The organism is Streptomyces sp. NPDC002057 (genome assembly GCF_040296665.1).
Taxonomy (GTDB): domain Bacteria; phylum Actinomycetota; class Actinomycetes; order Streptomycetales; family Streptomycetaceae; genus Streptomyces.
In genome coordinates, this window is record NZ_JBEOXR010000010.1 from 190,461 (window position 1) to 201,608 (window position 11,148).

Here is an 11,148-nt window from a genome sequence, read left to right on the forward strand (position 1 = left end):
CCCGCGCTGTCCTCAGATGAGGACGTGACAGGTCGGCGGAGCGGACGGGACGTCCAACACGCCTACCGCGCCCGGGAGTTCGAGGCGTTCGTGGCCGGGGCGGCGGGCCGGCTGCTGCACGCCGCCACCCTCCTCACCGCCGAGACCCGCACCCGCAACCCGCACGCCCAGGCCCTCCTGACCGGCGCCCTCGCGCACACCTACGCGGTCTGGGACCGGACGCGCCACGAGGACCCGTACGAACTCACCCGGCGCGAGCTCGCCGCCCGCTTCGCGCGCACCGCCCGGCGGCATCACGGCGGACACGGCGGCGTGCTCTCCGCGCTCACCCCGCGGGAGCGGCTCGTGGTCGTCCTCCGGCTGTACGAGGGGGTCGCCGAGGAGCAGGTCGCGGCGCTGCTCGGACTCTCCGAGGCCCGGGTCCGCGCCGTCCGCGCCCGCGCGGTGGCCACGCTCAGGGCCGCCGCCCGGCACCCTTCGGGCGGACGGGGGTCCGCCGCGTGACCCGGCACGAGGACAAGGAGGCCGCGGTCCGGCGGCTCCTCGACACCCCGCACCCGCCCGTCCCCCGCGACCTCGCGGCGCGGGCCGCGGCGCGCGGGGCCCGGCGGCTCCGCCGCGCCCGGGGGGTGCGCCGGGCGCTGTGGGTCCTGGGCGTGATCGCCGCGCTCGCGTTCCTGGTGTGGGCGTCGGCGGTCCACCCCTGGGAGGCTCCTCCGGCCGGGACGACACCGCCGCTCGAAGGCTGGTGAGAACGGACCTAGGGCCTGTCGTCACCTTCCCGTCGTCGCCCGGAGGGCGGCCTCTCGGCGTCTGGTGCGTGCTCTCGGTGTGCCGGGCGGAAGTCGGCGTACTGGACGTACTCGGGCTTTCGCCCGGTGCGGCGAGAGCGCGTGCCAGGCGTCGCGGGGCAGACGGGAAGGTGACGACAGGCCCTAGGCTGGAGGGACGATGGCACCTCCAGGTGCCGAGGAGGCTGACATGACCAGGAAAGTCGCCGACTGCCGCAGTACACCGAGCGTCATGAACTGCACCCTCACCATCAGCGGTGAGGAGGAGGAAGTGGTGAAGGCCGCGGTGGATCACGCCGTCTCCGTCCACGGCCACGCGGACACCCTGGAACTGCGGTCCGAGGTCCGCGCCGGCCTGGTGGACGAGAAGGTCCCCGCCTGACCCGCGCGCCCGGCACCGGTGGCCGACGCACACCGCGGGCAGACACAGCGGGCAGACACGGCGGGGCCGGGCGGACGCCCCGTAACGACGGGAACGTCCGCCCGGCCCCGTACCGACCGTCCTACTGGCCCAGCGCCTGGCGCAGGTCCGCCAGCAGGTCGTCGACGTTCTCGATGCCCACCGAGAGACGGACCAGGTCGGCGGGGACCTCCAGGGCCGAGCCCGCGACGCTCGCGTGCGTCATCCGGCCCGGGTGCTCGATCAGCGACTCGACGCCGCCCAGCGACTCACCGAGCGTGAAGAGCTGCGCGCGGTTGCAGACCTCGACCGCCGCGTCCTCGCCGCCCTTCACGCGGAAGGAGATCATGCCGCCGAAGGAACGCATCTGCTTGGCCGCGATCTCGTGCCCCGGGTGCTCCGGGAGACCCGGGTAGAGGACCTGGGTGACCTTCGGGTGCTGGGTCAGCATGTCGGCGATCTTCGTCGCGTTCTCGCTGTGCCGGTCCATGCGGACCGCCAGGGTCTTGATGCCGCGCAGCACGATCCACGAGTCGAAGGGACCGGCGACCGCGCCCATCGCGTTCTGGTGGTAGGCCAGCTCCTCGCCGAGCGCCTCGTCGGCCGTCACCAGCGCGCCGCCGACGACGTCCGAGTGACCGCCCATGTACTTCGTCAGGGAGTGCACGACGACGTCCGCGCCGAGCGCCAGCGGCTGCTGGAGGTACGGCGAGGCGAACGTGTTGTCGACGACGAGCTTCACGCCGGCCGCGCGGGCCACGCCCGCGACGGCCTCGATGTCGGTGATGCCGAGGAGCGGGTTCGACGGGGTCTCGACCCAGATCAGCTTCGTACGGTCGTTGACGGCCGCCCGCACCGAGGCGATGTCCGAGGTGTTCGCCACCGAGAAGTCCACGCCCCAGCGCTGCACGACCTTGGCGAAGAGCCGGAAGGTGCCGCCGTAGGCGTCGTTCGGGATGACCACGTGGTCGCCCGGCGCGAGGAGCGCGCGCAGCAGGCAGTCCTCGGCGGCCAGGCCCGAGGCGAAGGCGAGACCGCGCCGGCCGCCCTCCAGGGCCGCCAGGTTCTCCTCCAGGGCGGTACGGGTCGGGTTGGCGCTGCGGCTGTACTCGTAGCCGCCGCGCAGCCCGCCCACGCCGTCCTGCTTGTAGGTGGACACCTGGTAGATGGGCGGGACGACCGCGCCGGTCAGCGGGTCGGCGGTGTTGCCCGCGTGGATCGCGCGGGTCTCGAAGCTCTGGTGGGTGTGCTGGTCGCTCATGGTCAGGAGCGTAGTGCCGCACGGCCCCCGTCGCCTCGTTCGTCTCATCGGGTGTCCTGGACAATGGACACATGGAGATTCTCTGGTTCCTGATCGCGCTGGGGCTGCTGTTCGCCGTCCTCGGCCCCTACCTGATGCGCCGGCGCGGCGGCGGGATCCGCCAGGTCGCGCCCGGCGCGCCGGACGCGGCGGATCCGGAGGCGTACGGGTTCGTCCGGCAGGAGGACCAGGACGTACGGCTCCCGGGCGCCGACGACGAGCTCCTGCACGTCCTCGACGTCGTCCAGGCCACCCAGGACTGGCGGGCCGCCTCGCGGCTGCTCGCCGCCACCGACAAGGACGGCGAGGTGCGCTGGCAGCGCGTCCAGGCCTTCGCGGGCGCCGCGTCCCTGGAGCTCCAGGAGCGGCCGGGCGTCGGCGGCGCGTGGCTGCGGAGCTGGCGGGCGGACGCCCCGAAGGACGCGGGCGGCGCGGCCGTGCACGCCGAGTTCCTGGTGCAGCAGGCCTGGCGCTCCTCGGCGGCCGGGACCGACGACTTCCGGATCATCCTGGAGGAGGGGCTGAAGGTCACCGAGGAGGCGGCGCTGCTCGCTCCGGGCGACCCGGTCCCGTACATCACGCAGCTGGCCGTGGCGCGCGGACTCGGCTACGGGCACGAGCAGTTCGACCAGGTGTGGGCGAAGGTGATCGACCGGGCGCCGCAGCACATGGGCGCGCACCTGGCGGCCCTGCACTACTGGTGCGAGAAGTGGCACGGCTCGCGCGAGGAGGCGGACCACTTCGCGACGACGGCCGCCGCGCGCGCCCCGCGGGGCTCGCTGCTCGCGGCGCTGCCGCTGTTCGCGGTGTACGAGCACGTCCCCGACGTGGTGCTCGTGCAGGACTTCTTCCGTACGGCGGTGGTGTCCAAGGCGATGGACGGCGCGCTGTACGCGGTCCACTCGGCCCGGCCCGACGACCCGATGCTGGCGCACGTGCGGCACCTGCTGGTCTGGTTCCTGGTGCGGGGCGGACGCTGGACGGAGGCCATGCACCAGCTGGTGCGGGTCGACGGGCACGTGGGCGCGGTGCCGTGGACGCTGAGCGGTGACCCGGCGGCGGAGTTCACGGTCTTCCGGAACCTGGCGGTGGCGGGGTACGAGGCGAACGGCGGGAACCCGGCGTCGCTGCCGCGCTGACCGACCGACGGGGCGCACCGCGGCGGGCGGCGCCCGGGCGGGCCGCGCGGGGCTTCTCGGGGGCTCCCGGGGAATCCCCCACCGCCCGCCGGCGTTGTGACCACTGCCGACCGTCGAGGAGAGATGCAGCATGTTCCTGTCCCGCACCCCCGTCCTCCCCACCCCCGAGCAGGCCCTGCGCGGCCGTCCCGAGCCGGAGTTCTCGGTCCCCGAGCGCCACACCGTCCTCGGCAACGCGCTCCTCGGCCCCTACCCGGAGGGCCTGGAGGTCGCCGACTTCGCCCTCGGCTGTTTCTGGGGCGCGGAGCGCAAGTTCTGGCAGACCGACGGCGTCTGGACGACCCTCGTCGGCTACCAGGGCGGCTACACGCCGAACCCGGCCTACGAGGAGGTCTGCTCGGGCCTGACCGGCCACACCGAGGTCGTCCGGGTCGTCTTCGACCCGTCGAAGGTCTCGTACGAGTCCCTCCTGAAGCTCTTCTGGGAGTCCCACGACCCGACCCAGGGCTTCCGCCAGGGCAACGACGTGGGCACCCAGTACCGCTCGGCGGTCTACACCCACACCCCGGCCCAGGCGGCGACGGCGGAGTCCTCCCGCGAGGCCTACCAGAAGGTCCTGACGGGCTCCGGCTACGGCACGATCAGCACGGAGATCCTCCCGGCGGAGGGCCGCGCCTTCTATCCGGCGGAGGGGTACCACCAGCAGTACCTGGACAAGAACCCGGGCGGCTACTGCGGCATCGGCGGCACGGGCGTCTCGTGCCCGATCGGTGTGGCGAAGGCCGGCTGACCCGCCCGGAGCGCACGCGTGGCCCCTGGGGGCCGGAGGGGCCCGCCCGGGCCGAAAATCGATCGGCCCGGGCGGGCCCCCGCGCATAGACTCGGGCCCATGGGTTCGTTCCACTTCTTTCTCTGATTCCGGCCGCGGACGCGGTCCGACCCGCTGATCCGGCGCCCTCGGGGCGTGGCGGTGGTGGTCCCGTCGTCCCTTCCCCGGCCCGAACGCACCCCAGCACCCAGGGAAAGACCCCATGCGCGACCGCGCCCAGCTGACCTTGAAAGACGTCTCCAAGTCCTACGGGGACCGCTCCGTCCTCGAACAGCTCACGCTCACCGTCCGGCCCGGCGAGAAGGCCGCCGTCATCGGCGAGAACGGATCCGGGAAGTCCACCCTGCTCCGGCTCCTGGCCGGGGCGGACGCGGCCGACGACGGGGAGGTGACCGTCAGGTTCCCCGGGGGCGTCGCGCATCTCGCGCAGACCCTCGCCGAGACCTTCGGACTCGGGCCCGGGCACACCGTCCGGGACACCGTCGACGCCGCCCTCGCCGAGCTCCGCGCCATGGAGCGGGAGATGCGGGCGGCCGAGGAGACCCTCGGCTCCGCGACGGCCGGGGACCTCGTCGCCTACGGCGAGCTGGCCGCCCGGTACGAGGAGCGCGGCGGCTACCGGGCCGACGCCGAGGTCGACGCCGCACTGCACGGCCTCGGCCTCGGCCGGGTCGGCCGCGGGCGCCGCGTCGGCACGCTCTCCGGCGGCGAGCAGTCCCGGCTCGCCCTCGCCTGCGTCCTCGCCTCGGGCGCCGAGCTGCTGCTGCTCGACGAGCCGACCAACCACCTCGACCGGACCGCCGCCGACTGGCTGACGGAGCGGCTGCGCGCCCACCGCGGCACGGTGGTGGCGGTCACCCACGACCGGGACTTCCTGGAGGGCATGGCGACGACGATCCTGGAGGTCGACCGGGACAGCCGCACGGTGACCCGGTACGGCGACGGCTGGTCCGGCTACCTCGCCGCGCGGGCCGCCGCCCGCCGCCGCCGGGTGCGGCGGCACGAGGAGTGGCGGGAGGAGCTGGCCCGTACGGAGGAGCTGGTGGCCGCGGCGGGGCAGCGGCTCGCGGGGTCCGGGAGCGACCCCCGGCAGGGCTTCGGCAAGCACCGTCGTTCGCACGAGAACAAGCTGTCCGGGCAGGTCAGGGCGGCGCGCGTACGGCTCGAACAGCTACGGAGGACGCCGGTGCAGGCCCCGCCGGAGCCGCTGCGGTTCACGGCCCGGATCACCACGACCGGCACCGGCGGCGCCACGTCGGCGGGTGGGACGGGAGGCCCCGACGGTCCTCTCGCCGAGCTCTGCGACGTCGTGGTCGGCGACCGGCTGCGGATCGACGGCCTCCGGGTCGCGGCCGGGGACCGGCTGCTCGTCTCCGGCCCGAACGGCGCCGGCAAGACGACCCTGCTCCGCGTCCTCGCCGGCGACCTGCGTCCCGACGGCGGCACGGTCGTCCGCCCGGCCTCGATCGGCTACCTGCGCCAGGAGCTGCCCGCCGTCCCCTCCCCGGAACCGCTGCTCGCGGCGTACGCGGCGGGCCGTCCCGGCCCGCCCGAGGAGCACGCGGAGGAGCTGCTCGGCCTCGGTCTCTTCCGGGAGGAGGACCTGACCGTGCCGGTGGCCCGGCTCTCGGTGGGTCAGCGGCGCCGCCTCGAACTGGCCCGGCTGGTGACCCGGCCGGCGGATCTGCTCGTCCTGGACGAGCCGACCAACCATCTGGCGCTCTCCCTGGTGGAGGAGGTCGAAGCCGCCCTCGCCGCCTTCACGGGCGCGGTGGTCGCGGTCTCCCACGACCCCCGCTTCCGCGCCGGCTTCGGCGGCACGCGGCTGGAGCTGTCCTCAGGCCGGGCCGGCTGACGCGGCCCGCATCAGCGCGGCCGTCGCCGCCGGGTCGTAGGGCTCGGCGACGCCGTCGACCAGGAGGATGTCGCCCGCCAGGTGGCGGGTGCGGAGGGGGATCAGCTCCTGGTAGGCGGCGGAGTCGTACCAGGCGCGGGCCTTCTCGTACGTCGGAAAGGCGATGAGCACGACGGCGCCGGGCCAGTCGCCCTCCAGGACCTCGCGGTGGGGTGCGCCGTGGATGAGGAAGCGGCCGCCGAAGGGGTCGAGGGTGGACTGGATGCGCTCGATGTACACGAAGACCTCCTCGTCGGGGACGGGCTTCGGGTGCAGGTTTCCGATGGCGTATGCGGTCATGACGCAAGAATGCCGGGGCATGCCCCTCGGGGTCGATTACCCGGAAGGTCATGCCCCGGCGACCGGGCCGGGAGGGTCAGATCGTCGACGCGTCGATCACGAAGCGGTAGCGGACGTCGCTCGCGATGACCCGCTCGTACGCCTCGTTGATCCGGTCCGCATCGATCAGCTCGATCTCGGCGCCCAGTCCGTGCGAGGCGCAGAAGTCGAGCATCTCCTGCGTCTCCTCGATGCCGCCGATCGACGAGCCGGCGAGCGTCTTGCGGCCGCCGATCAGGGAGAACAGGCCGATCTTGACCGGCTCCTCGGGCGCGCCCACGTTCACCAGGGCGCCGTCCGTCTTGACGAGGCGCAGGTAGGCGTCGAAGTCCAGCGGCGCGGAGACGGTGGAGATCACCAGGTCGAAGGTGCCGGCGAGCTCGGTGAAGGTCTCCGGGTCGCTGGTCGCGTAGTAGTGGTCGGCGCCCAGCTTGAGGCCGTCCTCCTGCTTGCGGAGCGACTGGCTGAGGACGGTCACCTCGGCGCCGAGCGCGTGGGCGATCTTGACGCCCATGTGGCCGAGGCCGCCGAGGCCGACGATGGCGACCTTCTTGCCGGGGCCGGCCTTCCAGTGGGCGAGCGGCGAGTAGAGGGTGATGCCGGCGCAGAGCAGCGGGGCGGCCTCGTCGAGGCCGATGCCCTCGGGGATGCGCAGGGTGTAGTTCTCGTCGACGACGATGTGGCTGGAGTAGCCGCCGTAGGTGGGCTCGCCGTTCTTGTCGACGGCGTTGTACGTGGCGGTCATGCCCCGCGCGCAGTACTGCTGCAGGCCCTGGAGGCAGTAGGCGCACTCCCGGCAGGAGTCGACGAAGCAGCCGACGCCGACGCGGTCGCCGACCTGGAACTTCGTGACCCCGGGGCCGGTCTCCGTGACGATTCCGGCGATCTCGTGGCCGGGGACCATCGGGAAGATGCCCTCGCCCCAGCCGTCGCGCGCCTGGTGGATGTCGGAGTGGCAGATGCCGGCGTACTTGATGTCGATGAGGACGTCGTGCTCGCCGACGGGGCGGCGCGGCACGGTGGTGCGCTCCAGCGGGGCGTTGGCGGCGGGTGCGGCGTAGGCGGGGACGGTGGTCACGTTCGTGGTCATGGCTCCAGCCTGTGGGAGTGCGCCGATTTCACCCAGCCACCTGTTCTGCCTACGTCCAGCGTGCCTACCACTGGCAGGGACAGGAAGACCCGTCCGTCACGGCGTACGACCTGGGATAATCGGGACGCATGGATCCCAGTGCCGAACTCAGTGAATTCCTGCGCTCGCGCCGGGCCCGGCTGAAGCCCGAGGACGTGGGTCTGCCGGACTTCGGGCGCCATCGCCGGGTGCCGGGGTTGCGCCGGGAGGAGCTCGCGCAGCTGGCCGGGGTGTCGGTGGCGTACTACACGCGGCTCGAACAGGGCAACGGGCGGAACGTCTCCACCGAGGTGCTGGACTCCATCGCCCGGGCGCTCCGGCTGAGCGACACCGAGCGGGCGCATCTGACGCACCTCGCGAAGCCGACGGTGAAGAAGCGGCAGCGGGCGGCGATAGCCCGTCCGCAGCGGGTCCGTCCGGGCCTCACGCATCTGCTGGACTCGATGGACGGGGTGCCCGCCTTCCTGCTGGGCCGCCGCCTCGACGTGCTGGCCTGGAACCGGATGGCGCGGGCGCTGATGGGCGACTTCGCGGCGTGGGAGCCGGACGAGCGGAACATGGCCCGGATGGTCTTCCGGGATCCGAACGCGCGCGACCTGTACGTCGACTGGGAGTGCAAGGCGGTCGAGGTCGTGAGCGTGCTGCGGCTGTACGCGGGCTGCTATCCGGACGATCCGCAGCTGCTGGCGCTCGTCGGCGAACTGTCCGTGAAGAGCGAGGAGTTCCGTTCGCTGTGGGCGGCGCACACGGTGACCGACAAGGGGCACGGCACGAAGCGGCTGCGGCATCCGCTGGTGGGTGAGATGACCCTGTCGTACGAGTCGATGCGGGTGGCCGGCGACGATCCGGACCTGGTGCTCGTGACGTACCAGGCGGAGCCGGGGACGGCCTCGGCGGACGCGCTGCGGCTGCTCGCGCAGTGGGGCGTGGACGAGAACGTGGACCTGGACGCGCGGAAGTAGCCGTGCACCCGGCCCGCTGACGGAAGCGGCCCCCTCCCGGTGGGGAGGGGGCCGCTTCCGTGTGTTCCGGTGGTGGATCAGACCGCGGAGCCGGCCTTCCACTCCGCCCAGCCCATGTTCCAGCCGTTGAGGCCGTTGTCGGGGGCGATCGTCTTGTCCTTGGAGTGCTTGACGATCACGACGTCACCGACGATCGAGTGGTCGAAGAGCCAGGCGGCCTGCTGGTTCGGGTCGCCCGCGCCCTTGGCGTCGTTCAGGCCGACGCAGCCGTGGCTGGTGTTGGCCGAGCCGAAGATCGAGTCCGGGCCCCAGTAGTTGCCGTGGATGAACGTGCCCGACGTGGACAGGCGCATCGCGTGCGGCACGTCCTTGATGTCGTACTCGCCCTTGCCGTCGTCATCGGTGAAGCCGACGGTGGCGCCGTTCATCCGGGTCTCCTTGAACTTCTCGGAGATCACCATCTGACCGTTGTAGGTCGGGTTCTCCGGGGAGCCGGCGGAGATCGGGATGGTCTTGATCGTCTTGCCGTCCTGGGTGACCGTCATGGTCTTGGTGGCGACGTCGACGGTGGAGACCTGGTTGCGGCCGATCTTGAAGGTGACGGTCTTCTGCTGGACGCCGAAGACACCGTCGGCGCCCTCGACGCCGTCGAGGTCCAGCTTCAGGGTGACCGTCGAGCCCTCGGTCCAGTAGTCGTTCGGGCGGAAGTCGATGCGCTGGGAGTTGAACCAGTGCCCGACGACCTCCTGACCGCTGCTGGAGGTGACGGTGATGCCGCCCTGGACGGCCTTCTTGTCGGTGATCGCCTTGTTGAAGTTGATCGAGACCGGCATGCCGACGCCGACGGTCGAGCCGTCCTCCGGCGTGAAGTTGCCGATGAAGCTGTTGGCCTTGGAGACCGTGGTGAACGAGGAGTTCTCGTGCGCCTCGAGGCCCTCCGCGTCCGTGGCGGTGGCGGCGATCTTGTAGACCGTGGCCCGGTCGAGCTGGCCGCTGGGCTTCCAGCTGAGGCCGTCGGCCGCTATCTCGCCCTTGACCTCCTCGCCCTCGGCGGAGGTCATGGAGACCTCGGTGAGCTTGCCCTCGGCGACGGTGACCTTGGCGTCGTTGTTGATGGAGGCGTTCTGCGTGCCGTTCTTCGGCGAGATGGTGATCTGCGCCTTGGAGGTCTTCTGCGCGGCCGCCTCGTCGACCTGGGCCTGTGACTGTGGTGTCGCGGAACCGGAGGCGCCCGCGCCCTTGTCGCCGTCGCTGCACGCCGAGAGCACCAGCACACCGCCGAGCACCGCGGCCGCGGCGGCCAGGCTCCTGCGGTGCTTGCCGTCCGTCATCACACGCTTCTCCATCGTCGCCGATTCCCTGCCAACGTCTTCTATGAACCCCATGACACCCCGTCCGGTTCCGGGAGCGGGGCGTTTGTGGGGAATGCCACTGTTCGACACGCGCCTCTGGTCCATCCGGTTCCCGGATCGGACCGACGTACACACCACAGGCCCCGGGACGCCGTCCCGGGGCCTGCGAACAGGGCGGATACCGGTCCTACGACCGGTCGTCGTCTTCCTCCGCCCCATCCTCCTCGCCGAGGTCCCACTCCAGCGCATCGGGGTCGTACTCGATCTCCTCACTGCTCCAGGAGGCCTGGACCATCTCGATGCCGGGGACGTCGCGGATCAGGTCGAAGGGCTCGACGAGGTAGGCGAGGGCCTCGGCGCTGTCCTCGCGCACGGCGGCGCGGGCGGGCACCCGCTCCTCCTCGGGCATGAACTCGTCGGCGCCGATCCGGGCCTCTGCGGCCTCGGCCAACTCGGCCGGTCCGTCGATCTCCAGGACCACATCGACCCGAAGACGTACATAGCGTGCGGTGTCAGAAGTACTCATGTGTCGGAGCGTAGGCGGCGGCGGGGCCTCGGCTTTCCCACGACCCGCTGTGTTCATTAGCATCGGCGCACAGACCAATTCGCGGTTTCCGCAAGGGGGATCGAAATTTCCGTGTCCGCCGCCCGACGCCCACTGCTGACCGCGACCGCCGCGGGGACGCTGCTGTGCGCCCTGTGGTTCGTGCCGTCCGCGAACGCCACCGACGAGGGGGGCGGGGTGCGGATCGGGGTGATCCAGGACGGCCCCGCCGCGGACGACGGGCGGCTCGCCGAGACCGGGGGCCTGGGCACCACGCCGTACCTGCTCGGCGGGACGGGATTCCTGGGCGTGGGGGCGGGGTTCGTGGCGCTGGCGATGCGACGGCGCGGCCGGGCCTACTGAGCCCCGTGACGACGGGAGAGGGCCCGCCCCGCCGAGGCCGAGGCCGAACTGCGTGCCGCACAGGCCCAGCGGCTCGCCCGCGAGGCCATCGCCCGCGAGATGCACG

Annotated in this window: 13 protein-coding genes; 8 read left to right on the forward strand and 5 right to left on the reverse strand. The window is 72.4% G+C overall.

What is annotated here, in order from left to right:
• Positions 1–24 precede the first annotated feature (24 nt).
• From ABT129_RS11770 to ABT129_RS11780, 3 genes are all read left to right on the forward strand, one after another.
• Positions 25–504, forward strand: a complete 480-nt coding sequence (locus tag ABT129_RS11770; protein WP_351899737.1) for a sigma factor-like helix-turn-helix DNA-binding protein — start codon at positions 25–27, stop codon at positions 502–504.
• Complete coding sequence (locus tag ABT129_RS11775; protein ID WP_351899739.1) at positions 501–752, forward strand: hypothetical protein; 252 nt, start codon at positions 501–503, stop codon at positions 750–752. The genes ABT129_RS11770 and ABT129_RS11775 overlap by 4 nt, the downstream gene beginning before the upstream one ends.
• A gap of 229 nt (positions 753–981) precedes the next feature.
• The gene (locus tag ABT129_RS11780; protein ID WP_351899741.1) at positions 982–1,173 is read left to right on the forward strand and encodes a DUF1059 domain-containing protein; all 192 of its coding nucleotides are present in this window, start codon (positions 982–984) and stop codon (positions 1,171–1,173) included.
• Between the two features lie 121 nt (positions 1,174–1,294).
• Here ABT129_RS11780 and ABT129_RS11785 read toward each other — a convergent pair whose 3' ends face one another.
• The gene (locus ABT129_RS11785) at positions 1,295–2,452 is read right to left on the reverse strand and encodes a cystathionine gamma-synthase (protein WP_351899744.1); all 1,158 of its coding nucleotides are present in this window, start codon (positions 2,450–2,452) and stop codon (positions 1,295–1,297) included.
• 71 nt (positions 2,453–2,523) lie between these two features.
• Between ABT129_RS11785 and ABT129_RS11790 the strand changes: the two genes are divergently transcribed.
• From ABT129_RS11790 to abc-f, 3 genes are all read left to right on the forward strand, one after another.
• A complete protein-coding gene (locus ABT129_RS11790) occupies positions 2,524–3,630 on the forward strand; it encodes a hypothetical protein (protein WP_351899745.1) in 1,107 nt (368 codons plus the stop codon).
• Positions 3,631–3,760: 130 nt separating this feature from the next.
• A complete protein-coding gene (gene msrA, locus ABT129_RS11795) occupies positions 3,761–4,420 on the forward strand; it encodes a peptide-methionine (S)-S-oxide reductase MsrA (protein WP_351899747.1) in 660 nt (219 codons plus the stop codon).
• A gap of 241 nt (positions 4,421–4,661) precedes the next feature.
• On the forward strand, positions 4,662–6,314 hold the full coding sequence (gene abc-f / locus ABT129_RS11800) for a ribosomal protection-like ABC-F family protein (RefSeq protein WP_351899749.1): 1,653 nt from the start codon (positions 4,662–4,664) through the stop codon (positions 6,312–6,314).
• On the opposite strand, the gene ABT129_RS11805 is transcribed toward abc-f, so the two are convergent.
• Both ABT129_RS11805 and ABT129_RS11810 read right to left on the reverse strand, forming a co-directional pair.
• Positions 6,297–6,653 (reverse strand): DUF1330 domain-containing protein, encoded by a 357-nt coding sequence (locus ABT129_RS11805; RefSeq protein WP_351899750.1) that lies wholly within the window; start codon positions 6,651–6,653, stop codon positions 6,297–6,299. The two genes, abc-f and ABT129_RS11805, sit on opposite strands and share 18 nt — an antisense overlap.
• A 76-nt stretch (positions 6,654–6,729) precedes the next feature.
• Positions 6,730–7,782 carry an NAD(P)-dependent alcohol dehydrogenase gene (locus tag ABT129_RS11810; protein WP_351899753.1) on the reverse strand — a complete coding sequence of 351 codons (1,053 nt, stop codon included), beginning with the start codon at positions 7,780–7,782 and terminating at the stop codon, positions 6,730–6,732.
• 128 nt (positions 7,783–7,910) lie between these two features.
• Between ABT129_RS11810 and ABT129_RS11815 the strand changes: the two genes are divergently transcribed.
• A complete protein-coding gene (locus ABT129_RS11815) occupies positions 7,911–8,783 on the forward strand; it encodes a helix-turn-helix transcriptional regulator (RefSeq protein ID WP_351899755.1) in 873 nt (290 codons plus the stop codon).
• Between the two features lie 77 nt (positions 8,784–8,860).
• Here ABT129_RS11815 and ABT129_RS11820 read toward each other — a convergent pair whose 3' ends face one another.
• A complete protein-coding gene (locus tag ABT129_RS11820; RefSeq protein ID WP_351899758.1) occupies positions 8,861–10,129 on the reverse strand; it encodes a L,D-transpeptidase in 1,269 nt (422 codons plus the stop codon).
• A 193-nt stretch (positions 10,130–10,322) separates the two neighbouring features.
• Positions 10,323–10,661: a hypothetical protein gene (locus ABT129_RS11825; protein WP_351899760.1), complete on the reverse strand. Its 339-nt coding sequence runs from the start codon at positions 10,659–10,661 to the stop codon at positions 10,323–10,325.
• A 111-nt stretch (positions 10,662–10,772) separates the two neighbouring features.
• Between ABT129_RS11825 and ABT129_RS11830 the strand changes: the two genes are divergently transcribed.
• The gene (locus ABT129_RS11830; RefSeq protein WP_351899762.1) at positions 10,773–11,042 is read left to right on the forward strand and encodes a hypothetical protein; all 270 of its coding nucleotides are present in this window, start codon (positions 10,773–10,775) and stop codon (positions 11,040–11,042) included.
• Positions 11,043–11,148 lie beyond the last annotated feature (106 nt).

Excerpts from the sequence above, each read along its gene's own strand:
- ABT129_RS11780 (WP_351899741.1), top strand. The coding sequence starts at position 982 with ATGACCAGGAAAGTCGCCGACTGCCGCAGTACACCGAGCGTCATGAAC.
- ABT129_RS11785 (WP_351899744.1), bottom strand. The coding sequence starts at position 2,452 with ATGAGCGACCAGCACACCCACCAGAGCTTCGAGACCCGCGCGATCCAC.
- ABT129_RS11790 (WP_351899745.1), top strand. The coding sequence starts at position 2,524 with ATGGAGATTCTCTGGTTCCTGATCGCGCTGGGGCTGCTGTTCGCCGTC.
- msrA (WP_351899747.1), top strand. The coding sequence starts at position 3,761 with ATGTTCCTGTCCCGCACCCCCGTCCTCCCCACCCCCGAGCAGGCCCTG.
- abc-f (WP_351899749.1), top strand. The coding sequence starts at position 4,662 with ATGCGCGACCGCGCCCAGCTGACCTTGAAAGACGTCTCCAAGTCCTAC.
- ABT129_RS11805 (WP_351899750.1), bottom strand. The coding sequence starts at position 6,653 with ATGACCGCATACGCCATCGGAAACCTGCACCCGAAGCCCGTCCCCGAC.
- ABT129_RS11810 (WP_351899753.1), bottom strand. The coding sequence starts at position 7,782 with ATGACCACGAACGTGACCACCGTCCCCGCCTACGCCGCACCCGCCGCC.
- ABT129_RS11815 (WP_351899755.1), top strand. The coding sequence starts at position 7,911 with ATGGATCCCAGTGCCGAACTCAGTGAATTCCTGCGCTCGCGCCGGGCC.
- ABT129_RS11820 (WP_351899758.1), bottom strand. The coding sequence starts at position 10,129 with ATGGAGAAGCGTGTGATGACGGACGGCAAGCACCGCAGGAGCCTGGCC.
- ABT129_RS11825 (WP_351899760.1), bottom strand. The coding sequence starts at position 10,661 with ATGAGTACTTCTGACACCGCACGCTATGTACGTCTTCGGGTCGATGTG.